The 24,136-nt window shown below is 39.1% G+C and carries 17 protein-coding genes; 4 read left to right on the forward strand and 13 right to left on the reverse strand.

The features are described 5' to 3' along the window. Nucleotides 1–6: 6 nt before the first annotated feature. The 3 genes from rpsJ to SH603_RS09140 all read right to left on the reverse strand — a co-directional run bounded on the left by rpsJ (nt 7) and on the right by SH603_RS09140 (nt 2,825). Nucleotides 7–315: a 30S ribosomal protein S10 gene (gene rpsJ, locus SH603_RS09130; RefSeq protein WP_003664569.1), complete on the reverse strand. Its 309-nt coding sequence runs from the start codon at nt 313–315 to the stop codon at nt 7–9. A gap of 278 nt (nt 316–593) precedes the next feature. After that, a complete protein-coding gene (locus tag SH603_RS09135; RefSeq protein ID WP_321533872.1) occupies nt 594–1,559 on the reverse strand; it encodes an IS30 family transposase in 966 nt (321 codons plus the stop codon). A gap of 135 nt (nt 1,560–1,694) precedes the next feature. Continuing rightward, nucleotides 1,695–2,825, reverse strand: coding sequence for an IS30 family transposase (locus tag SH603_RS09140; protein WP_013923736.1), 1,131 nt, complete (start codon nt 2,823–2,825; stop codon nt 1,695–1,697). A 351-nt stretch (nt 2,826–3,176) separates the two neighbouring features. Between SH603_RS09140 and SH603_RS09145 the strand changes: the two genes are divergently transcribed. After that, nucleotides 3,177–4,463 (forward strand): ISL3 family transposase, encoded by a 1,287-nt coding sequence (locus tag SH603_RS09145; RefSeq protein WP_321533873.1) that lies wholly within the window; start codon nt 3,177–3,179, stop codon nt 4,461–4,463. Nucleotides 4,464–4,634: 171 nt separating this feature from the next. On the opposite strand, the gene fusA is transcribed toward SH603_RS09145, so the two are convergent. The 3 genes from fusA to rpsL all read right to left on the reverse strand — a co-directional run bounded on the left by fusA (nt 4,635) and on the right by rpsL (nt 7,771). Continuing rightward, nucleotides 4,635–6,722: an elongation factor G gene (fusA, locus tag SH603_RS09150; protein ID WP_113897338.1), complete on the reverse strand. Its 2,088-nt coding sequence runs from the start codon at nt 6,720–6,722 to the stop codon at nt 4,635–4,637. Nucleotides 6,723–6,860: 138 nt separating this feature from the next. After that, entirely contained in the window at nt 6,861–7,331 is a 471-nt protein-coding gene (gene rpsG, locus SH603_RS09155; RefSeq protein ID WP_003668788.1) for a 30S ribosomal protein S7, read from the reverse strand. Nucleotides 7,332–7,351: 20 nt separating this feature from the next. After that, nucleotides 7,352–7,771, reverse strand: coding sequence for a 30S ribosomal protein S12 (gene rpsL, locus SH603_RS09160; protein ID WP_003664576.1), 420 nt, complete (start codon nt 7,769–7,771; stop codon nt 7,352–7,354). Nucleotides 7,772–8,038: 267 nt separating this feature from the next. Here rpsL and SH603_RS09165 point away from each other — a divergent pair, with 267 nt between their 5' ends. From SH603_RS09165 to SH603_RS11330, 3 genes are read left to right on the forward strand one after another with little or no spacing between them, the layout of a single operon-like run. After that, nucleotides 8,039–8,278 (forward strand): prepilin peptidase, encoded by a 240-nt coding sequence (locus tag SH603_RS09165; protein WP_321533874.1) that lies wholly within the window; start codon nt 8,039–8,041, stop codon nt 8,276–8,278. 42 nt (nt 8,279–8,320) lie between these two features. Then, nucleotides 8,321–9,289 (forward strand): IS30 family transposase, encoded by a 969-nt coding sequence (locus SH603_RS09170; RefSeq protein ID WP_003668074.1) that lies wholly within the window; start codon nt 8,321–8,323, stop codon nt 9,287–9,289. Nucleotides 9,290–9,333: 44 nt separating this feature from the next. Next, nucleotides 9,334–9,792: a prepilin peptidase gene (locus SH603_RS11330; protein WP_328518095.1), complete on the forward strand. Its 459-nt coding sequence runs from the start codon at nt 9,334–9,336 to the stop codon at nt 9,790–9,792. 96 nt (nt 9,793–9,888) lie between these two features. Here SH603_RS11330 and SH603_RS09175 read toward each other — a convergent pair whose 3' ends face one another. From SH603_RS09175 to SH603_RS09205, 7 genes are all read right to left on the reverse strand, one after another. Further along, nucleotides 9,889–11,175: an ISL3 family transposase gene (locus SH603_RS09175; RefSeq protein WP_321533875.1), complete on the reverse strand. Its 1,287-nt coding sequence runs from the start codon at nt 11,173–11,175 to the stop codon at nt 9,889–9,891. Nucleotides 11,176–11,352: 177 nt separating this feature from the next. Further along, complete coding sequence (locus SH603_RS09180; RefSeq protein WP_153700587.1) at nt 11,353–12,528, reverse strand: DUF998 domain-containing protein; 1,176 nt, start codon at nt 12,526–12,528, stop codon at nt 11,353–11,355. A 69-nt stretch (nt 12,529–12,597) separates the two neighbouring features. Further along, the gene (rpoC, locus tag SH603_RS09185; protein ID WP_321533876.1) at nt 12,598–16,233 is read right to left on the reverse strand and encodes a DNA-directed RNA polymerase subunit beta'; all 3,636 of its coding nucleotides are present in this window, start codon (nt 16,231–16,233) and stop codon (nt 12,598–12,600) included. Between the two features lie 43 nt (nt 16,234–16,276). Next, entirely contained in the window at nt 16,277–19,894 is a 3,618-nt protein-coding gene (locus SH603_RS09190; protein ID WP_321533877.1) for a DNA-directed RNA polymerase subunit beta, read from the reverse strand. A gap of 227 nt (nt 19,895–20,121) precedes the next feature. After that, the gene (locus SH603_RS09195) at nt 20,122–20,724 is read right to left on the reverse strand and encodes a TetR/AcrR family transcriptional regulator (RefSeq protein WP_169472423.1); all 603 of its coding nucleotides are present in this window, start codon (nt 20,722–20,724) and stop codon (nt 20,122–20,124) included. Between the two features lie 286 nt (nt 20,725–21,010). Further along, complete coding sequence (locus tag SH603_RS09200; RefSeq protein ID WP_321533878.1) at nt 21,011–23,503, reverse strand: ATP-dependent Clp protease ATP-binding subunit; 2,493 nt, start codon at nt 23,501–23,503, stop codon at nt 21,011–21,013. 14 nt (nt 23,504–23,517) lie between these two features. After that, entirely contained in the window at nt 23,518–23,985 is a 468-nt protein-coding gene (locus SH603_RS09205) for a CtsR family transcriptional regulator (protein ID WP_003664589.1), read from the reverse strand. Nucleotides 23,986–24,136: the final 151 nt, after the last annotated feature.

Genomic DNA, 24,136 nt, shown 5'->3' on the forward strand with positions numbered 1-24,136 from the left:
TAACAATTAAAGCTTGATTTCAATATCAACACCACTAGGAAGATCGAGCTTCATTAATGAATCAACGGTCTTAGGTGTTGGGTCAACAATATCGATTAAACGCTTGTGTGTGCGCATTTCGAATTGCTCCCGTGACTTCTTAAATTTGTGTGGTGAACGGATAACAGTGTAGATAGTCCGTTCAGTTGGTAACGGAATAGGACCTGAAATTTGAGCACCTGTCCGCTTAGCGGTTTCAACAATCTTATCAGCAGATTGATCTAAAATACGGTGTTCATAAGCCTTTAACCGAATACGAATCTTTTGTTTTGCCATTATGTTCCCTCCTTCGTCAGATTTGAAATTTGACTAGCTCCGCGGAAATTACCGCCACATCCTGTGGCAAAGCGGCCGGGTGTGTCGCAACCTTCCGTATCAACGCTTCGCAGCTTTCACTTAATAGGGGGTAAGGCAAATCTACCTCCAAAGCTCAAGCACCTATCCATAATACTAAAGAAACGTAATTAGATCAAGGGAAATTTTAGAATATTTTCAATTGAAATATTTTTGTAAAATTTTCTCCCTAAATTAGTTACCCGAAATGTCAATTTAAGTTAGAAAGAAAATAGTTGCTCATCAGTGACGTAAGACATGAATACTTCATATGGAGTTCGATAGCCTAGTGATTTACGGGGCAGGTTATTTCGCTTACTCATCAGTTGGGTTACCAATTCATCAGGAAGATTGCGGAAATCTAGCTGTTTCGTTAAGCCATCCCGGCGTAAAAGACCGTTGTTGTTTTCGTTCAGCCCTCGTTGATTGGGAGCACCAACCTCAGCAAAGTAAGTGTGAAGGTCAAATTGATTGGCAATCTCGCGCCAGCCGGCGAATTCTTTTCCGTTGTCAAAGGTAATCGATTTGAAGAAGTGCCGCGGGAATTTCCGAAGCCACTGACTTAAGTGTTGGTTAATCGCATTAGCCGTCTTTTCGTGCACATTGAGTACAATTTCGACCTTCGATTGGCGTTCGGTCAGGGTCATTACCGCCCCTTGGTGCTTTTTGCCTTGGACGGTATCAGCTTCAAGGGGCCCAAATTCAGTGGCATAGTGCGGAAAGTCCTTGGCACGCTCGTGAATACTTCGCCCCAATTGGCCAGCCTTCCCGCGGCGCTCGACATAGCCATTCGGGTGCCGCTTACCTCGCATCGGCAAGGAACGGACATCGAAGCCGAACTGGCCACGTTCAAACATCCGGTAAAGAGTTCGCCGGTTACAACTAATTGGGCGCTCAGCGCGCCCAATAATGGTATCAGGCGTCCACCTCTGGGCAATTTTGTCGTTGATATAAGTGAGTTCAGCCAGTGACAACTGAGTACGTTTTCGGCCACAACGTTGCTTATTGCGCATATAGTGATCTTGATAATCAGCAATTGAGGCACCGGTTTCCAGGTAACGATAAACGCGATAAACGGTTTCGGCGCAACGGTTGATCATTTGGGCCACTCGGTACGCTTTAAGCTTTTGCACGAAAGAATGGGCGATGATTGTCAGCTCGTTTGTGGTAAGATGGGTGTAAGTCATTTGTGGTTTCCTTTCTTTTGTTTAGGGGTATTCAAAAGTCTACCACAAATGGCTTTTCTATTTTTCTAACTTAATTTTACAAACGGCGTTAAAAATTAGAGATCCTAAATTTCAAGAATAAGTTAGCCACTGGACTCAAATAAATAATACTGACCAATTGATTATTGGTTGATGGAGCTGTGATATCTCTTGGTAGAAGGCCTTACGATAGATATCCATTGACGAATGTCCATTAAACATAGCTCGTGGATAGTGATTCATCCAATCATTAGTCGCTATGATCTGAGCACTACTATAGTTATTTATAGCTTCACCTTTGGTAATCTCCTTGCGGAGAAACCGGTTATTGATCTCATTGGATCCACGTTCCCAAGGGGAATACGGATCAGCATAGAAAACATGATCGTGAACTTGTGTTAACTCACTAAATTCTGAACCGTTGTCAGAGGTTATTGTCTTAAAGATGCGATAGTAAGCATCTGTGCCCATTTTCTGGCGTAAATTTATAAAGAACTGATTTACTGCATGCGCAGTTTTACCAGCAATTTTACTCGTGATATTAACTCGTGAAAGGCGATCAGTCATTACTAGTACAACACTGTCATTACCGTTTTTCTGTCCCTGAACTGTATCTAGTTCCCAATGGCCAATTTCGGACCGTTGGTCCGCAGTTTGAGGTCGTTGAGCAATATTAGGCCCTAAGCACCTTTTAGCTTGCGGATGAGTTCGATGATGCTTACGTTTAGGTTTTTCAAAGAGGTCTAAATTGGACGTACGAAGCACACCCTCATTAATCCATTGATATAAAGTTACAACCGACTTTGGGATCAGGGTGCCATCATTCATTAAATCTCGAGCCTTATAAATAACCGCTTGTGGGGAGTAATGGTGGTCGTCAAACTCACCAAGCATTAGCTGATCAGCTAATCGTAAAAATTGCTTTGAAGAATAATATAAGCGACGACGACCAGAATGGCGGTGATGTTCAAGATATGTGGCCTGACCAGCTTCATAACTATAGATGTAGTAAGAATATTCGTAAATCTTACCATTAGATTTTTGACGACGAAGTTGGCGGACCGTACCACGGTTGAGCTCGTTATTAATTGTTTGATGATTAACTCCTAATTGGCGACCAATTGCGCGATTGGAAAGTCCTTGCGACTTTAAAGTCGCAATCATCACACGTTCTTCTTTAGTAAGATGAGCATTCTTTTTATGAGTAGTCAATAAACTAGTAGACATGGTATCATTTAAGTGCGTCATTTGACGGACATCCTTTCATATAGGTTTGGTTCACTTAATATGATACCTGATGTCACGCCGAATGGCGTTTTTTATTTACCACCAACTGGGTGGCTAACTTCATTCTATAATCCACCAAAAATTAGAGATACTAAAATACCATTAATTTTTCTGATGTATTAAAAAGTAATTTATACGTTTTGATGAAACTCATTAAAATACTTTTTGAATTTTGGCTCTACAATATCTGGTGTTGATATAGAAATATCACTTTCTATACCAATACTAGATTTTTTGTTTTCAAACTAAAAAAGAGGCATGCCCTCTGATACAATGAAATCGCCAAATCACATAGTAAAGAAGGTAACCTCCATGGATAATGATACAAGGACTCTCCTCAATTTAACAGACCCTCATTTAAATTTTCCTCATCATTGGCTTAAATATAAATCAATTAAAAACGTTCGGGTGGCACAAATATCCTGTACCCTTTCTTATATCCCGCGTGCTTGTCCAAATTGTGGCGTTATTAATCGTGGACAAATCTTAAAATATGGTTTTTATCAAGCTAAATACAAATATGGACAATTTAGGGCTCAACCATTAATGTTGCTTGTTAATACTCAACGTTTTCAATGTCCTGACTGCCATACAACATTTAATGCGACTAGTTATCTTTTTGAAAAGCAACGAACAATTAGTCGTGATTTAAGGCGTGAAATTATTCTTCGGTTAACGCGAATTCAAACAATTAAAGATATTGCCCATGATTTGTTTATCAGTGAAGCTTCGGTCCAGCGGGTCCTTTTGGACCTCGCTGATCGATACAAGCCGAATTTAAACTATCTACCGGAAACACTATGTATTGATGAATTTAAATCAATGCGGAGCGCTAAAGGTAAGATGAGTTTCATCGCTGTTGATGGTGATCGGAGTTGCTTATTTGAACTCCTTGAAGATCGGCGATTACGTAGTTTATTTAAGCATTATCAACAGTTTACACGTGCTGCCCGTTGCCGGGTGAAATATCTGGTAATGGATATGAACGCTGCTTATGATCAACTAGTTAAAACCGTTTTTCCTTGTGCTCAAATCATCTATGATCGCTTTCATATTGCCAAACACCTTAATGATACGATGAATCATGTGCGAATTCATGTCTTCAATCGTTTGCGAAAAGGTGATTCTGCGGAGCAGAAACAAGCTCGGCGCCTTAAACGTTATTGGCGGCTATTTCTTCAAGATCGGGAAAATTTAAGTACAAAAGTTTATTACGAAGGACGTTATTTTAATCGCGTTGTTAATTCCATTATGATCTTAGACTTAATGTTAGCGTATGACCAAGAATTAAGAGCCACCTATAATTTTATTCAATCCTTGAAGCGTGCTTACAATCAACGTGATTTTACAACTTTCTTTCAATTACTTAAACTCCGGCCAGACAGTGTCAGCCATTATACAATCCACCGTTGTCAAGTTTTAGCGCGCTATAAAGAGGGAATTAAGCGTGGCTTTGAGACGAAGTTCTCAAATGGTCGAACCGAAGGGATTAATAATCGAATTAAAACTATCAAACGAGTTGCCTGTGGTTATCGTTACTTTACGGCATTTAAAACGCGGATTTATTTAATTATTGGCCACCAAATTCAAACTAACTAAAAAGAACCGCCACGAATGACGATTCTAACTAGACCAATTTAATTGGCGAAAATTCATATTTGCGTATCAAAACTACTTGACGTAGAGCCTGAATTTTTATTATCAAACAAAAAAGAACTACAGTAATCAAACTGTAGCTCTTTGATGGATTTGAGATCACAATGTCAATAATTAGTTATTGCCACCGTTTTTCTTAATAATATCTTCTTGAACAGACTTAGGAACAGCTGAGTAGTGATCGAAAGTCATAGTGAAGGTACCACGACCTTGTGTTGCTGAACGCAATGCAGTAGCGTATCCAAACATTTCAGAAAGTGGAACAAATGAGTGAATTAATTGAGCATTACCACGTTCTTCCATACCATCAATGGTACCACGACGAGCTGTTACTTGACCCATAACATCACCCATGTTGTCTTGTGGTACAACAATGTCAACTTTCATAATTGGTTCAAGGATAACAGGATCTGCTTTCTTAGCAGCATTCTTAAGTGCTAATGATGCAGCAACCTTAAAGGCAGCTTCACTAGAGTCGACTTCGTGGTAACTACCATCATAAAGCTTAGCATGCATGTCAACAAGTGGGTAACCTGCGAGAACACCATTTTGCATAGCTTCCTTTAATCCTTGTTCAACAGCAGGGATAAATTCACGAGGAACAACACCACCAACAATGGCATCTTCAAATTCGAATCCTTCCCCTTCTTTAAGTGGTGTAAATTCGATCCATACGTCACCATATTGACCTTTACCACCAGATTGACGAACGAACTTACCTTGAGCACTTGCTTGCTTAGTAAATGCTTCACGGTAAGAAACTTGTGGCTTACCAACAGTAACTTCAGCATGGAATTCCCGACGAAGACGTTCAACAATGATGTCTAAGTGTAATTCACCCATACCAGCGATTAATGTTTCACCAGTTTCAGGGTTAGTTTCAGCTTTGAAGGTTGGATCTTCTTCAGCAAGCTTTTGAAGTCCTTTGTCCATCTTGTCTTGGTCAGCCTTAGACTTAGGTTCAACAGAAACTTGAATAACTGGTTCTGGGAAGTCCATTGATTCAAGTTGAAGTGGATTATCAGGATCAGTTAAAGAATCACCAGTAGTAGTATTCTTTAAACCGATAGCGGCAGCGATATCACCAGAGAACACTTCTGGAATTTCTTGTTGTTGGTTAGAGTGCATTTGAAGTAAACGACCAACACGTTCACGCTTGCCCTTAGTGGCATTAAGAACGTATGAACCTGATTGAAGTGAACCAGTGTAGACACGTAAGAATGTTAAACGACCAACAAATGGGTCAGTAGCAATCTTAAATGCCAAGGCTGCGAAAGGCTTGTTGTCTCCAGCAGTTAATTCAACTTCATTTCCTTCAGCATCATGTGCAACGAAAGGCTTAACATCAAGTGGTGATGGCAAGTAATCGATAACAGCATCAAGCATCATTTGGATACCTTTATCCTTGTAAGCTGAACCAGCTAATACAGGGAAGATCTTTTCTTCCAAAGTACCTTTACGAATAGCTGCTTTGATTTCATCAACAGAAATTTCTTCACCTTCAAGGTACTTTTCCATTAAGTTATCGTCAATATCAGCTAATGTTTCAACCATTTCGTCATGACGCTTTTGAGCTTCTTCCTTCATATCATCAGGAATCTCAACAGTATCCCAGTTAGTACCGAGCTTATCTTCGTCATAAACATAGGCAACCATCTTAACAAGGTCAACTAAACCGATAAAGTCATCTTCAGCACCAATTGGCATTTGAATAGGAAGAGGAGTAACGTTCAAACGGTCTTTAATAGTTTGGACAGAATAATCAAAGTTAGCCCCAACCTTGTCCATCTTGTTAGCAAAAACAATCCGAGGAACATCAAAATCGTCAGCTTGACGCCAAACGGTTTCAGTTTGTGGTTCAACACCAGCTTGCGCATCAAGAACAGTTACGGCACCATCAAGAACCCGGAGTGAACGTTCAACTTCGACAGTGAAGTCCACGTGTCCTGGGGTATCAATAATATTGATACGGTGGTCATTCCAAACAGCAGTTGTAGCTGCAGAAGTAATAGTGATACCACGTTCCTTTTCTTCATCCATCCAGTCCATTTGTGAAGCACCATCATGGGTTTCACCAATCTTGTGGATCTTACCAGTATAGTAAAGAATCCGCTCAGTTGCAGTCGTCTTACCAGCATCGATGTGTGCCATGATACCGATGTTACGAGTTTTAGCAAGTGGGTATTCACGTTTATTAGCCATCTTAAAAGAGTATCTCCTTCCGAAATATGGTTATACTTATTTTACCATTATTTTCAAAAAGGGGTGACGTAATCGATGTTTAAACGTCACCCCTTCACTGAAACTAGTTAAATAACCAGAATCAAATGACAGTGATTATTACCAGCGGTAGTGTGCGAATGCACGGTTGGCTTCTGCCATACGGTGCGTATCTTCACGCTTTTTAACTGAAGCTCCAGTATTGTTTGAAGCATCGATGATTTCACGTGCAAGACGTTCAACCATTGTATGTTCACCGCGCAAACGTGCGTATTGAACAATCCAACGAAGACCTAATGTAGTACGACGGTCTGGACGAACTTCAATCGGAACTTGGTAGTTAGAACCACCAACACGACGAGCCTTAACTTCCAAGACAGGCATAACATTTTCCATTGCTTGTTGGAATACTTCAACTGGATCATTACCAGTTTCGTTCTTAATTTCATCAAAAGCAGCGTATAAAATCTTAGTAGCAGTTCCACGCTTACCATCAATCATTAAGTGATCAATTAAGCTAGTAACCAACTTTGAGTTGTACATTGGATCTGGTAAAATTTCACGCTTTTGTACATGTCCTTTACGTGGCATTACTTAACTCCTCCTTAAAATTACTTCTTATCCTTAGGCTTCTTAGCACCGTACTTAGAACGTGATTGCATACGGCCTTCAACACCAGCAGTATCTAGAGTACCACGGATGATGTGGTAACGAACCCCAGGTAAATCCTTAACACGACCACCACGAATTAAAACAACTGAGTGTTCTTGGAGGTTGTGTCCAATACCAGGAATGTAAGCAGTAACTTCGATTAAGTTTGAAAGACGTACACGGGCGTACTTCCGTAAAGCTGAGTTAGGCTTCTTAGGAGTCATAGTACCCACACGAGTAGCAACTCCACGCTTTTGTGGTGATGGAGTCTTAATTTCTTCTTTCTTGAAAGTGTTGTAAACATAACCAAGAGCTGGTGACTTTGACTTGCCCTTGTGGCTCTTACGGCCTTTACGTACCAATTGGTTAATGGTTGGCATTATTTTTTCCCCTTCCTTAATTTAAGTCCACACATCCAGGCGGTTCTTTTTTATGAATAAAAAAAGTCCTGTTTGTATTTATACAATTTTTGTGCCTTCGTTGACGCATCTGCCCAACGACAGACACTCCGTTGCTAAAAAAGCACCTTAAATAGACTATCATGCTCAGAAATGAATGTCAACGTATCATCATCGATTTCTTTTAAATCGTTAATTTAAAAGTGAATTTTATTAAAAATCACGTATTTATTTATTGGGAGGTTTTTTATGTTATTTTTATCATTTTTATTTGGTGCTTCTGTTGCTTCATTTATTACTTCTTGTTGCTATCGTCTTGGTAATAACCACTCTTTAACCATTCCTCAGCGATCATATTGTGATAATTGCCATTCTATTTTGCTATGGTGGCATCTTATCCCTATTTTTAGTTTTATCATCCTTCACGGTCAATGTTATTTTTGCGTCGTTTGTAAAATTAAGTTAGAAAAAGTAAAAAGCCATTTGTGATAGACTTTTGAATATTCCTAATCAAAAGAAAGGCAATCACAAATGACCTATAAACATCTTACCACACGTGAATTAACTCTCATAGCTGATTTTTGGTATCAAGGTACTAAAGCTTATCGGGCTGCTAAATTACTTCAGCGTAGTCAAGAAACCATCTATCGTGTTTATCGTTTCCTCAACGACGGTAAAACCATCGACCAATATCTTCAGACTTATCAGCGACATAAGCGTCGTTGTGGTCGGAAGCAGACCCAACTGCCAACTATCGAAGTTAACTATATCCATGCGCAAATCAAGGCAGGTTGGACTCCTGATACTATTATTGGTCGTCATGAACACCCAATTAGCTGCAGTATGCGCACCCTTTATCGCATGTTTGCCCGCAATCAGTATGGCTTTTCCGTTAAACAGCTACCGATGAAAGGAAAACGCCATCCCAATGGCTATGTGGAACATCGTGGTAAAGCTGGCCAATTAGGACGCAGTATCTATCAACGATATCGTGATTTTCCGCATTACCAACATGAATTTGGGCACTTTGAAGCTGATACAGTTCAAGGTAAAGCTCACCGCGGAGCGGTAATGACGCTAGTAGAGCGACAATCCAAAGTAATGATTGTCCTTAATATTCATCATAAAACAGACGAAGCAGTGAATTGCCAGCTTGATCAATGGCTCGCTAAACTGCCACGTCACTTTGTTAAATCAATTACTTTTGATAACGGGAAAGAATTTGCTGGATGGCGAGAAATAGCCAATAAGTATGATCTTCACACCTATTTTGCGGAAGTCGGTGCTCCCAATCAACGAGGGTTAAACGAAAATAATAACGGCCTCTTGCGTCGTGATGGTCTTAGTAAAAAGCTAGATTTTCGCGATTTACCAGACGAACTAGTCACTCAGCTAATGCATCGTCGCAACAATATCCCACGAAAATCTCTAAATTATCGTACACCATTAGAAGTATTCTTGAGTCATGTCACAGAAGAACAACTTTCACCTTTTTTCTAATTTAAATTGACATTTCAGGTTGTAAACAAAAAATTAGTTTATATTTGCCAGTAATTGAATTTTTATCTGGTATTGCTTTTACTACTTTCCTCATTTATGAACCTATTCATGACTTAATCATTCTTCTCTTCTTCACTAGCTTAATCTTTTTAACTTCTACTGATTTTTTTAGTCATGTAATCTATTCTTATTCACTATTGGGACTGTTTCCGATTGCCTTACTATCTATTCCACAAAATTATTTTTATAATTTGATTTTTGCCTGCATTCTAGTAGTCAGTTTACTATTGTTTGCTACTTTTACTAAGACACTAGGAATTGGTGATATTGAATTTTTGTTTGTAACATGTCTGATATGGGGATGGTATCAAACACTTTTAATTATCCAATGGAGCTCTTTAATTATGCTATTTATCTTTGTATTTACAAGAAAAAAGAAACTACCATTTATCCCGGCCCTATCCCTTGTTACTATTCTGTGTCTTTTTATACAAGGCTGTTAAAAAATAAGGCTCTACGTCAAGTAGTGTTGATACGCAAATATGAATTTTCGCCAATTAAATTGGTCTAGTTAGAATCGTCATTCGTGGCGGTTCTTTTTAGTTAGTTTGAATTTGGTGGCCAATAATTAAATAAATCCGCGTTTTAAATGCCGTAAAGTAACGATAACCACAGGCAACTCGTTTGATAGTTTTAATTCGATTATTAATCCCTTCGGTTCGACCATTTGAGAACTTCGTCTCAAAGCCACGCTTAATTTCCTCTTTATAGCGCGCTAAAACTTGACAACGGTGGATTGTATAATGGCTGACACTGTCTGGCCGGAGTTTAAGTAATTGAAAGAAAGTTGTAAAATCACGTTGATTGTAAGCACGCTTCAAGGATTGAATAAAATTATAGGTGGCTCTTAATTCTTGGTCATACGCTAACATTAAGTCTAAGATCATAATGGAATTAACAACGCGATTAAAATAACGTCCTTCGTAATAAACTTTTGTACTTAAATTTTCCCGATCTTGAAGAAATAGCCGCCAATAACGTTTAAGGCGCCGAGCTTGTTTCTGCTCCGCAGAATCACCTTTTCGCAAACGATTGAAGACATGAATTCGCACATGATTCATCGTATCATTAAGGTGTTTGGCAATATGAAAGCGATCATAGATGATTTGAGCACAAGGAAAAACGGTTTTAACTAGTTGATCATAAGCAGCGTTCATATCCATTACCAGATATTTTACCCGGCAACGGGCAGCACGTGTAAACTGTTGATAATGCTTAAATAAACTACGTAATCGCCGATCTTCAAGGAGCTCAAATAAGCAACTCCGATCACCATCAACGGCGATGAAACTCATCTTACCTTTAGCGCTCCGCATTGATTTAAATTCATCAATACATAGTGTTTCCGGTAGATAGTTTAAATTCGGCTTGTATTGATCAGCGAGGTCCAAAAGGACCCGCTGGACCGAAGCTTCACTGATAAACAAATCATGGGCAATATCTTTAATTGTTTGAATTCGCGTTAACCGAAGAATAATTTCACGCCTTAAATCACGACTAATTGTTCGTTGCTTTTCAAAAAGATAACTAGTCGCATTAAATGTTGTATGGCAGTCAGGACATTGAAAACGTTGAGTATTAACAAGCAACATTAATGGTTGAGCCCTAAATTGTCCATATTTGTGTTTAGCTTGATAAAAACCATATTTTAAGATTTGTCCACGATTAATAACGCTACAATTTGGACAAGCACGCGGGATATAAGAAAGGGTACAGGATATTTGTGCCACCTGAACGTTTTTAATTGATTTATATTTAAGCCAATGATGAGGAAAATTTAAATGAGGGTCTGTTAAATTGAGGAGAGTCCTTGTATCATTATCCATGGAGGTTACCTTCTTTACTATGTGATTTGGCGATTTCATTGTATCAGAGGGCATGCCTCTTTTTTAGTTTAAAAACAAAAAATCTAGTATTGGTATAGAAAGTGATATTTCTATATCAACACCAGATATTGTAGAGCCAAAAATAAAAGACCAGGATACCCTAGTCTTTTACAATGTTTAATTAGTATCATCTTTTACCGGTTTGAGTTTTACTACAAATAAGTTTTGCCCAAATTGAGCGAGATTTTCAATATTTTGTAGTAATAAAAGCAACCAAGAAAAGGCTAAGCCAAATTCAAACAATTCGAATGCTGTTAAGGAAAGATAGTTAGTTAACTTAAAAACAATATATTCAATACTCATTACGGCTCCAATCGTATAAGAAATCACCAAAAATTGTTTAGTAACTTCAGGTAGAACCCACCTAATAACTACAATCAGAATTAGCATAATATAAACAAGCCACATTGAAATTCGGTCATGTAAAACATGAAATTCTGGATTATTGGGAAAAAGACCAATAGAAGCGATACAGATAGCTAACATAATTAACAGCCACCGCAATACTTGAATTTTATAACCGTGATACCGGCGTTGAATATTTACAAATAAGTAATCAACTAAAGCAATCATTAACAATCCAGTAAAAATCAAAGTTATATTAAATTGCAGACTTGTGGAATTTTTCGCTGTTCCTAAAAAACTGAAATTATAACGCCACCAGTCTCGTTTAGAATTCGTCAACATTGAGAAAAGCATTCCACCAATAATCATTATTGTTAATAAATTGGTGATAACTCCTGACGATAATGTTAACGCCAAATTAATCATAATATAGTTTATTGCCGCAATAATTACAAATATAAAAGCAGTTGCAGTATAAATATCAAACCGCGCATCCTTAAACATCTGACCGAACAGCCAAAAAATTGCCGATAGCGAAAATGCAATGATTAGGCCGCATGCAATCGTAATTGTTGGCAAACTCCGCCAATGAAAATCCTTGCTAGGCCCTTTTCCGAGAATTTTAGTAATAATAAATGTTATCAAAAACGATAGAATTCCACTGCATACTCCTAAGATTAAAGCACCATTGGCAATGGAATAATCATCACCTGTTATCGGGACTGTGTTAATTTTTCTAGCACTAAAAAAAGCTAAAAATATTGCAGCTAAAATAATTGAAGGAATCACATACCAGAAAATACTAATTTTAGGTAGTTGATCACTCACATTTATTGGACGAATGTTAATTTGCTTATGATTAACACTAAGAGAAAGTTCTTCATTCGTAGAAAAATCTGTCTTTTTAAATGCTGAGTCAGGAATTTCTATCTGATATTTTTTTGCCAAGTAATCACCTCATTTTAAACTAAAAAGGCAATGGCCCCTTCACAGGTTAACCATTGCCTTTTTTATAAATTAGTTTTGCTTATCTTCTTCTTTTAACTTAGCCTCAATATCTTTAATTGAGTAAGCAGCTACACTAACTTCTTTGAGCTTGATGTTCCGGTAAGCACTCATACCAGTACCTGCAGGAATAATCTTACCAATAATAACATTTTCTTTCAATCCAACTAATGGATCGTTCTTACCACGAATAGCAGCATCAGTTAATACACGTGTAGTTTCTTGGAACGAAGCAGCTGACAAGAAACTGTTTGTCTCTAAGGCAGCCTTAGTAATACCAAGAATAACAGGACGAGCTGTTGCAGGAATATTTCCAGCAACTAAGGTATCCTTGTTGGCGTCACGGAACTGACTGATATCCATTAATTGACCCGGTAGAAGATCGGTATCACCTGGATCCATGACACGAACTTTCCGCATCATTTGACGAATCATAATTTCAACGTGCTTATCTAACAAGTCAATACCCTGCATCCGGTAAACACCTTGAACTTGAGATAAGAGGTAAGTTTCAGTAGAAAGAACATCACGAACTTGGATTAATTCCTTAGGATCAATCGAACCTTCATTTAGTGGTGCCCCACGGTGAATGAAATCACCTTCAGCAACTTTCATCCGTGCTGTAATTGGAAGGGTGTAAGTTCGGGTATCAGTCTCACCTTTAATCGTAATATCCTTCGTCCGTTCAGCAGGATTTTCTTCGATAGACACAACTTCACCAGTAACCTCTGTAATTGTTGCACGACCTTTAGGATTACGTGCTTCAACAATTTCTTGGATACGTGGAAGACCTTGAGTAATATCATCGTTACCAGCAACTCCACCAGTGTGGAAGTTACGAAGAGTTAACTGAGTACCTGGTTCACCAATTGATTGAGCAGCAACAGTTCCGACAGCTTCACCAGCTTCTACACGGTCACCAGTAGCTGCGTTTCGTCCATAACAACGTTCACATACACCATGTTCAGTGTTGCAAGTAAATGCTGAACGAATAGTTACCTTCTTTACGCCTGCATCGACAATCTTTTGAGCCATTTCTTCGTCGATAAGGACATTCTTACCAACAATCTTTTCACCAGTCTTAGGATCAAAGACAGACTTCATAGTGTAACGACCCATGATTCGATCATAAAGTGGTTCAATCATTTCGTTACCGTTTGTAATAGCAGTAACTTCAAGTCCGCGATCAGTACCACAGTCTTTTTCACGAACAACCACATCTTGCGCAACATCAACAAGACGACGAGTTAAGTAACCTGAATTGGCAGTCTTCAAGGCTGTATCAGTCATACCTTTACGAGCACCGTGTGATGAAATAAACATTTCCAACACTGAAAGTCCTTCATAGAAGTTTGACTTAACAGGCAATTCCATAATCTTACCGTTTGGTGATGCCATCAATCCACGCATTCCGGCTAACTGAGTAAAGTTTGAAATGTTACCCCGCGCACCAGAGTCGGACATCATGTTAATTGGGTTATGGATATCCATGTGTTCAATTAACTTGTTTTGAACTTCATCCTTAGCATCGTTCCATGCACCGATTACTCGTTCATAACGTTCGTCGTCTGTAATTAAACCACGACGGAATTGCTTAGTAATTAAAGCAACTTGCTTTTGTGCCTTATCAAGAATTTCTGGTTTTTCTGGTAAATCATGAATATCAGACATAGCAGTAGTTAGACCAGAAATAGTTGATTCGTAGTAACCTAAGTCCTTAATACGGTCTAAGAATTGGGACGTCTTTGTAACTTTGTAACGCTTATATACTTCAGCAATTAAGTCAGATAAGAAGCCCTTCTTAAATGGTGGAACTAATGGTGCATTTTCAAGGTATTCATGAATATCTTGACCAGGTTCAAGGAAGAAACGATCATCAACACCATTTTGAATATTTGCATCTGTTGGTTCGTTAATGTAAGCAAAATCTTTTGGCATAATTCGGTTGAAAAGAAGCTTACCAACAGTTGTCACCATGATCTTGCCTCGTTGTTCATCAGTAAATGGTTTTTCAGGGAATGCAGATACTTGAACTCCAACACGGGTTTGTAATGAAACATAGTCATTGCGGTAAGCAAGTTCAGCTTCATCAGTATCCTTGAAGATCATTCCTTCACCTTCACGACCCTTATCTTCAGTAGTCATGTAGTAGTTACCAATAACCATATCCTGTGATGGTGAAACAATAGGTTCTCCGTCACGAGGACTAAGAATATGGTGGGCAGCAAGCATTAACAAACGTGCCTCCGCTTGAGCTTCATCAGATAATGGAACGTGAATAGCCATCTGATCCCCATCAAAGTCAGCGTTATATGCTGAACATACTAATGGGTGAAGACGCATTGACTTACCAGAAACCAAGATTGGTTCGAACGCTTGGATACCTAACCGGTGAAGAGTAGGTGCCCGGTTCAATAGAACTGGGTGTTCCTTAATAACATCTTCCAATACATCAAAGACATCATCATCACTGCGATCAATCTTACGCTTAGCAGCTTTAACGTTAGCAGAAAGACCACGCTTTACCAATTCATGCATAATAAATGGCTTAAATAATTCAAGCGCCATTGGAACTGGTAATCCCATTTGGTTCAACTTCAATGATGGACCAACATCAATAACGGAACGGCCAGAGTAATCAACACGCTTACCAAGTAAGTTTTGACGGAAACGTCCTTGCTTCCCCTTAAGTAAGTGAGAAAGTGACTTCAATGGACGGTTACCTGGTCCAGCTACTGGACGTCCGCGGCGACCATTATCGATTAATGCATCAACAGCTTCTTGAAGCATCCGTTTTTCATTTTGAACAATAATTCCAGGTGCTTGTAATTTAAGAAGTCGCTTCAACCGGTTATTACGGTTAATAACCCGCCGATATAAATCATTCAAATCGGAGGTAGCAAAACGTCCCCCTTCAAGTTGAACCATTGGCCGCAAGTCAGGTGGCATAACTGGAATTACATCCATAACCATCCATTCAGGCTTGTTTCCTGACTTAATGAAAGCTTCAAGAATATCAAGACGACGAATAGCACGAGTCCGTTTTTGACCAGTAGCTTCTTTCAATTCTTCCTTTAATTCAGCAGCTTCCTTTTCTAAGTAAACATCAGCTAAAAGTTTTTGAATAGCAGCAGCTCCCATTTCAGCTTTGAACCGGTCACCATATTCTGCTTTTTTATCACGATATTCTGCTTCAGTTAAAAGTTGTTTCTTTTCAAGTGGAGTATCACCTGGATCAAGAACAACATATGAAGCAAAGTAAATAACTTCTTCAAGCGAACGTGGACTCATATCTAATACAAGTCCCATTCGACTTGGAATTCCTTTAAAGTACCAAATGTGAGATACAGGAGCAGCTAATTCAATGTGCCCCATCCGTTCACGACGAACTTTTGCACTAGTAACCTCAACACCACAACGGTCACAAACACGACCTTTGTAACGGATACGCTTGTACTTTCCACACGCACATTCGTAATCCTTGGTTGGGCCAAAGATTCGTTCGTCAAACAGACCTTGCTTTTCTGGCTTTAATGTCCGGTAGTTAATAGTCTCGGGCTTTTTAACTTCCCCATATGACCAACTACGGATCTTATCTGGAGATGCCAGACCGATCTGCATACTTTCAAATTTATTGACATCAATCAAAGGATGTTCCTCCTTCTTTCAGTAAACCGTAGCAACCTAAATATTAATTTTGATTAGTTTTGTCATCGGTAGTTGTTGAAGTTGCTTCAGACTTGTTTTCTTCTTCGTTCTTCTTATCGTCTGTTTTATGTTCTTCTGCATATTTAGCTAATGCATCAACATTTACAACTTCATCATCATCTTCGTCCATGTTCTTTAACTGAATTTCCTTGTTGTTACCATCAAGAACCTTCATATCAAGACCTAATGCTTGTAATTCCTTAACAAGAACACGGAATGATTCTGGAACACCTGGCTTAGGAATTGGTTGACCATTGATGATTGCATCATAAGTCCGAACACGACCAACAGTATCATCTGACTTGTAAGTAAGGATTTCTTGAAGAGTGTAGGCAGCACCATAAGCTTCAAGAGCCCAAACTTCCATTTCACCGAAACGCTGTCCACCAAATTGTGCCTTACCACCTAATGGCTGTTGAGTAACAAGTGAGTAAGGACCAGTTGAACGAGCGTGAATCTTATCATCAACCATGTGAGCTAACTTAAGATAGTGCATTGAACCAACAGCAATCCGGTTTTCAAATGGTTCACCGGTACGACCGTCATAAAGAATTGTCTTACCGTCCTCTGGGAATCCAGATTCACGAACAGCATCCCACACATCTTTATCAGATGCACCATCGAATACTGGAGTAGCCATATGAATCCCAAGACGATGAGCAGCCATTCCTAGGTGCAATTCAAGAAGCTGACCAATGTTCATACGACTTGGCACACCCATCGGACTAAGCATAATATCAATAGGAGTTCCATCTGGCATATATGGCATATCTTCTTCTGGCACAACGATAGAAACAGTACCCTTGTTACCATGACGTCCAGACATCTTATCCCCAACTTGGATCTTCCGCTTTTGTGCAATGTAAACACGAACCATTGTATTTACACCTGGTGATAGTTCATCCCCATTTTCACGAGTGAAGACTTTAACATCTTGGATGATTCCGCCACCACCATGAGGAACACGTAATGAAGTATCACGAACTTCACGTGATTTTTCACCAAAGATAGCGTGAAGAAGGCGTTCTTCGGCAGATAATTCAGTCATTCCCTTTGGAGTAACCTTACCTACTAAAATATCTCCATCATGAACTTCGGCACCGACACGAACAATCCCGTTTTCATCAAGATCTTTCAAAGCATCGTCACCAACGTTTGGAATTTCCCGCGTCATTTCTTCAGGTCCAAGCTTGGTTTCACGTGCTTCAGATTCGTATGATTCGATGTGGATAGAAGTATAAACATCGTCTTTAACTAGTCGTTCATTAATAGCGATGGCATCTTCGAAGTTGTATCCTTGCCAAGTCATGAAGGCGATTAATGGATTTTGTCCAAGAGCTAATTCACCTTGTTCCATTGATGGACCATCAGCTAATACGTCATCAGCATCAACATGTTCGCCAACCTTAACAATTGGGCGTTGGTTGTAGTTCTTACCACCGTTTGAACGACGGAACTTCATTAACTTGTAAGTATCAAGTGTTCCATCTTCTTCACGAACCCGTACTTCACGAGCATCTACATACTCAACCGTTCCTGGCTTCTTAGCAATCATTGCAACCCCAGAGTCATGGGCAGCCTTGTAGTCAATACCAGTACTTACCAATGGAGCATGAGGATTGATCAACGGAACAGCCTGCCGTTGCATGTTAGCACCCATCAACGCACGGTTGGAGTCATCGTTTTCAAGGAATGGGATACATGCAGAGGCAACAGAAACAACTTGCTTAGGAGAAACATCCATGTAATCAATGTTTTCAACACTGGTTTCGATGTAGTCATCCTTATCACGAGCCATTACTTGATCGTCAACAAATGAACCATCATCATTTAATGGCGTGTTAGCCTGAGCAATGATGAAGTTATCTTCTTCGTCAGCGGTTAAGTAATCAATCTTATCAGTTACCTTGTGATCCTTCCAGGAAACACGACGGTATGGAGTTTCGATGAATCCATATTTATTTACCCGTGCGTAAGATGAAAGACTGTTAATAAGACCAATGTTAGGACCTTCTGGCGTTTCAATAGGGCACATCCGGCCATAGTGAGTATAGTGAACGTCCCGCACTTCATATCCAGCCCGGTCACGAGTCAAACCACCAGGACCAAGCGCTGAAAGACGACGCTTATGAGTTAATTCACCTAATGGGTTGGTTTGGTCCATGAACTGAGAAAGCTGGGATGAACCAAAGAATTCTTTAATAGAAGCAACCACTGGACGAATATTAATCAATTGCTGTGGGGTAACAGTGTCAGGATCTTGAATTGACATCCGTTCACGAACAACCCGTTCCATCCGTGCAAGACCAATCCGGAATTGGTTTTGAAGTAATTCACCAACTGAACGAATACGACGGTTACCTAAGTGGTCGATATCGTCTGTACTACCAATACCTTCTTGTAAGTTAAAGAAGTAGTTTAAGGAAGCAAGAATATCAGCTGGTTCAATGTGCTTGTATTCTAATGGGATATGACCGTTACCAATAATAGGTACAACTCGATCAGGATCAGTCTTAGAATATACTAAAATCTTTTGTAACTTAACTGGTTCAGTTACAACCGCTTCATCTGATGGAGTGTAAGTAATAGTCTTAAAGTCATCACGGTCTAAGTAAGGTTCAAGCTTATTAAGCAATTCCTTAGTTACCGTATCACCCTTTTGCGCTAATACTTCACCAGTATCAGGATCTGCTAAAGTTTCAGCTAAAGTTTGTCCAAGTAAACGGTACTTAAGCATCAACTTCTTGTTTGTCTTGTAACGACCAACTGGTGCCATATCATAACGCTTTGGATCAAAGAAACGAGCTGTTAATAAGCTCCGTGCTGAATCAGCAGTCTTGGGTTCACCAGGACGAAGCCGTTCATAAATGTCCTTTAAGGCTTCTTCAACCCGAGAATCTTCAGCGTTCTTGTGAACATCTTTATCCAAGGTTAATGATAATGTCTCACTATCGCCACCGAACATATCAATAATTTCATCGTCAGAGCCAAAGCCCAATGCACGAATTAATTCAGTCATTGGCAACTTACGAGTCCGGTCGATTCGAACATATGAAACATTCTTAGCATCAGTTTCGTATTCTAACCATGCACCACGGTTTGGAATAAAGGTAGCACCGTAGTTTGGCCGACCATTTTTATCATTTTCTTCACTATAGTAGACCCCTGGTGAACGAACTAATTGTGAAACAATAACCCGTTCGGCACCATTAATAATGAATGTACCTTGGTCAGTCATTAGTGGGAAGTCACCAAAGAATACATCTTGAGACTTAATTTCACCAGTTTCATGGTTAGTTAGCCGTAACGTAACATGAAGTGGTGCTGAGTAATTAGCATCGTGTTCACGAGCTTCGTCAACAGTATACTTAGGTTCTAAAAGTTGATAGTCAACGAATTCCAAAGAAAGCTTTCCTTGAAAATCATCAATTGGCATAATATCATCAAACATTTCCCGTAAACCTTTTTCCATAAACCAATTGTAAGAATCGGTTTGGATTTCAATAAGGTTTGGCAATTCGAGAACTTCTTTAATTCGCGAGTAGCTACGACGGGTACGGTGTTTACCGTATTTAACTAAATGTCCAGCCAAACTGTTCACCTCTCTAATTTATTCCGCGAGCTCATTTAAATGTTACAATTTGATTACAATTTGCCTAAAATACGACTTTTGGGCAAAAAAAATCCAAAAACAGTTCAACGACTGTCTTTGGCTTTTATGCAGAATCTGATGGACAATAGATCACCAGGTTCAAATGAACTCACAATTACATACTATTAAAGTATACAAGTTCTATTAATTTTTGTCAACAATTATTTTTATATTTTTTAATTTTTTCCGCCCCAATTTGATAAACCGTTAACAATGCAATCTAGGATTAATTGGTCACGTTGTTCTGGTGTAATTGAATGGCCACCAATTAATTGAGAAGTACCAAAAATTGGAGTTAATCCGGCAATAAATAATTCAGCAGCTTCTTTAGGAAGAATGTCAGGGCGCAACCCTACATCCGGTTGACGGAAGAATGCTGCAATCGGTTCTAGATAATCCATCGTAAAAATCATATTAAGCTTTTGCTGTGCACTTTTCGATAATAGACGCATCGCTTGATTGTATTGGTCATAAACACTTAATGGATGATGTTTTTTTAATGCCTTGGTAATTTGCCATAATTGTTCATTCGGTGACAAATCATGTTTACGCATTACTTTATTAATATCTTGGCGAACTTTTCCACATAAATTTGTCATTACATCCAGATATAAAACCTCTTTATCGCTGAAGTGGTGGTATAAAGCCGGTTGAGTAATTCCAATCTGTTTGGCAATATCCCGTGTTGAAGTTTCACCAAATCCCTTTTGTAAAAATAATTTTGTAGCGGTTTTTAAGATTGCTTGTCTTGTCTTTTCTAATTGTTCCGCTCGCTTCATTTATTGTTCATCCCCTATTTTTAATCATTAATTATCTGATAAACACATTATAAGACTATAACTTATCTTTTGACAACCGTTTTAGAAAAATAATCATCAAATGTGATAAATGAATGCAATTTGGTAGCTCCTTCTTCTATTATCATTAGAGAACAAAGGTGACGATTATAGTTGATTTTAAGCGGTATAAAATGCGAAACATTTATTTGTGCATTTCAAATTTAACGAAGCTAGAATGCAAAAACGGTAAATTACTCTGCACTTTCAGAATAATTTACCGTTTCTTTTATTTATTCAATTTTAATTCAACAGCTTTATCTTCATCCGACTTTTTTACTTTAAAAGTAATTTTACCTTGATGCGCACCTACTGTTACGTCATCCCCAACATTGATTTCACCACTAAGGAGGCCAGTACTCAAATCATCTTCAACATGATCTTGTAAAGCACGACGAAGCGGACGAGCCCCATAAGCGGGATTGTAACCAAGCTTTGCGATTACATCAATTGCAGCAGGCGTAACTTTCAAGTTAATACCTTGCTCGCTTACCCGCTTATTTAAATCATTAACCATGAGTTTAACAATTTGATGAAGTTCTTTCTTTTGTAATGAATGGAAAATAATCGTTTCATCAATCCGATTAAGGAATTCCGGTCGGAAGTATAACCTCATTTGTTGCTTAATCGCCGCAGCCATCGCATTATAGTCTTGTGACATATCTTTTGCCCCAAAACCAACTTCTTTTTCATCCTGAAGCTGAGTTGCTCCAAGGTTAGAAGTCATAATAATAATGGTATTTCTAAAATCAACGCGCCGACCTTTTGCATCAGTTAAGTAACCATCATCTAAAACTTGAAGTAATAAATTAAACACATCCGGATGTGCCTTTTCGGCTTCATCTAATAAGACAACTGAATATGGATGTTGCCGTACTTTTTCAGTTAATTGTCCACCCTCGTCATAACCGACATATCCTGGAGCGGCACCAATCAAGCGACTAGTACTATATTTTTCCATATATTCTGACATATCAATCCGGATCATATTATCTTCCGAGCCAAACATTGCAGCAGCCAATGCCTTGGCAAGCTCTGTTTTTCCTACCCCAGTTGGTCCTAAAAACATAAAGGAACCAATCGGCCGACTAGGATCCTTAAGACCGCTTCTTGCACGCCGAATTGCTTTAGCGACTACGGTAACTACTTCATCTTGACCAATTACTCGTTGGTGCAGAACCTTTTCCAAGTTAACCAATCGTTCACTCTCGCTCTTCTTCAATTGAGTTAAAGGAACTCCTGTCCATTCAGCAACAACTTGTGCAATGTTTTCACCAGTTACTTTCAATTTATAGTTATGAGAATCCTTTTGTTGAGCGCGTTGCTTTTTGCGATCAATCTTATCTTTTAGTGCTAATTCTTGTTGACGAAGAGTAGCTGCACGATCAAAGTCTTGATTATCAATTGCTTCTTCTTTTTGGGTTTGCAAATCTTCTAACTGACTTTCTAATGAAGGCTGATGATTTTTCTTATCTTCAGCATCAATCCGAACCATAGCTGCCGATTCATCAATAAGATCAATTGCTTTATCCGGCAAGAAACGATCTGAAATATAACGATCCGACAATTTAACTGCTTCTTCCAGCGCTTCATCAGTAATCTTAGCATGGTGGTGCTCCTCATACTTCGGTCGTAGTCCTCGCAGGATTTGCAGGGTTTGGTCAGTAGTCGGCTCATCAACTTGAACAGTAGCAAAGCGTCGTTCAAGTGCCGCATCAGATTCTATATATTTCTGATATTCATCAAGGGTAGTAGCACCAATTGTTTGCAACTCGCCTCGTGCTAAGGCTGGTTTCAAAATATTAGATGCATCAATTGCTCCTTCAGCACCACCAGCACCAATTAAGGTATGGAGTTCATCAATAAAAAGAATCACATGCCCATCATTTTGAATCTCATCAATCACTTTCTTAAGGCGATCTTCAAATTCTCCTCGATACTTGGTACCCGCAACTAATGATCCCATATCTAGCATCATTAAACGTTTATTAGCCAATTCAGCTGGGACTTTCCCCTCAACAATCCGCTGAGCAAGTCCTTCAGCAATCGCTGTCTTTCCTACACCAGGTTCACCGATCAGCACAGGATTGTTCTTGGTACGACGACTAAGAATCTGCTCCACACGTTTAACTTCCTTATTTCGACCAATTACAGGATCAAGCTGGCCATTCCGAGCAAGTTCTGTCATATCACGAGCTAGTTTATCTAATGTTGGTGTACCAGTTTGTTGGACCCGCCGACGAGACGATTGACGACTAGAATTGCGTTGCTGACTATCAGCAATCCCTAACCGCCGTAAGATTACTTTTCTCATCTGTCGCGGTACAACATCTAGACTATATAAAATCCGTGAAGATAGGACACTTTCATCAGCGATTAAGGCTAATAATAAGTGTTCAGTGCCAATCTTCAATGCATGCATTTGTTGGGCTTCTTTTCCTGCTAACGATAATACTTGCTTTGCTTTTGGTGAGTATGGGAGATAATCTGAAGCTCCCAGATTTTCCATCGTTCCATAGCCAATTAAGCGTTCAATTTCTTCACGAATATCATCGTTTGTAATAGAAAATTGTTCAAATATTTTATTAGCAATCCCATCTTTATCCATTGAGAGGGCAAGCAAAAGGTGTTCAGTCCCTACTGCTTGGTGTTTAAAGTATTTTGCTTGTTCTTGTGCAATTGCTAGAACATGCTTTGCACTTGGCGTGAACATATTATCCATGTACAATCCCCCTTTTAACTTTCATAGCGAAGTCGATTCAAGAATGATACTAATATCCGGGCGCGAAGTTGGTCTTCAACCTTACTATCATTAACTGCTAGCGCTTGTTTAGATAATGCAACAAGCATAAGATCTCCTTCACGTCTGGTAATCACGTCTTCTTCATATAACGTTCGAACGATATCAAAAGCATCACGTTCACGAACCGAGTCGCCAATTGCTTGAATAAGTGAGTTTAGCACATTTACATCATCAAGTAAATTAACTCGCTCGATTCGAATGTACCCGCCGCCCCCACGCTTACTTTTCACTAAATAACCATTTTGAATAGTAAACCTCGTCTTAATAACATAATTAATCTGTGACGGTACTACATCAAACTGGTTAGCAATCTCAGAACGACGAATCTCGACCTGAGCTGAGTCACCAAGTATTTCTTTTAAGTATGCTTCGATAATATCTGAAATACTTTTATTCTCCATTATATCACCTCGGCTCTTTTGACTAATCTTGACCATTATTTTAACACACTTTTAGAGCGATAGCCTACTTCTATACCCATACATTTAAGGAAATAATAAAGACTAGTGAAGCATTCAAGTGCAACACTAGCCTTTTAGAGAATTAAATATG

The sequence above is a fragment of the Limosilactobacillus reuteri genome, assembly GCF_034259105.1.
In the GTDB taxonomy this organism is placed as follows: Bacteria; Bacillota; Bacilli; order Lactobacillales; family Lactobacillaceae; genus Limosilactobacillus; species Limosilactobacillus reuteri_G.

What these genes read in the sequence shown, in the direction of transcription:
- SH603_RS09170 (WP_003668074.1), top strand. Translation starts at nt 8,321, where the DNA reads ATGACCTATAAACATCTTACCACACGTGAATTAACTCTCATAGCTGAT.
- SH603_RS09145 (WP_321533873.1), top strand. Translation starts at nt 3,177, where the DNA reads ATGGATAATGATACAAGGACTCTCCTCAATTTAACAGACCCTCATTTA.
- rpsL (WP_003664576.1), bottom strand. Translation starts at nt 7,771, where the DNA reads ATGCCAACCATTAACCAATTGGTACGTAAAGGCCGTAAGAGCCACAAG.
- SH603_RS09200 (WP_321533878.1), bottom strand. Translation starts at nt 23,503, where the DNA reads ATGGATAATATGTTCACGCCAAGTGCAAAGCATGTTCTAGCAATTGCA.
- SH603_RS09140 (WP_013923736.1), bottom strand. Translation starts at nt 2,825, where the DNA reads ATGACGCACTTAAATGATACCATGTCTACTAGTTTATTGACTACTCAT.
- rpsJ (WP_003664569.1), bottom strand. Translation starts at nt 315, where the DNA reads ATGGCAAAACAAAAGATTCGTATTCGGTTAAAGGCTTATGAACACCGT.
- SH603_RS09165 (WP_321533874.1), top strand. Translation starts at nt 8,039, where the DNA reads ATGTTATTTTTATCATTTTTATTTGGTGCTTCTGTTGCTTCATTTATT.
- SH603_RS09195 (WP_169472423.1), bottom strand. Translation starts at nt 20,724, where the DNA reads ATGAAGCGAGCGGAACAATTAGAAAAGACAAGACAAGCAATCTTAAAA.
- rpsG (WP_003668788.1), bottom strand. Translation starts at nt 7,331, where the DNA reads ATGCCACGTAAAGGACATGTACAAAAGCGTGAAATTTTACCAGATCCA.
- SH603_RS09135 (WP_321533872.1), bottom strand. Translation starts at nt 1,559, where the DNA reads ATGACTTACACCCATCTTACCACAAACGAGCTGACAATCATCGCCCAT.
- SH603_RS09205 (WP_003664589.1), bottom strand. Translation starts at nt 23,985, where the DNA reads ATGGAGAATAAAAGTATTTCAGATATTATCGAAGCATACTTAAAAGAA.
- SH603_RS09175 (WP_321533875.1), bottom strand. Translation starts at nt 11,175, where the DNA reads ATGGATAATGATACAAGGACTCTCCTCAATTTAACAGACCCTCATTTA.
- fusA (WP_113897338.1), bottom strand. Translation starts at nt 6,722, where the DNA reads ATGGCTAATAAACGTGAATACCCACTTGCTAAAACTCGTAACATCGGT.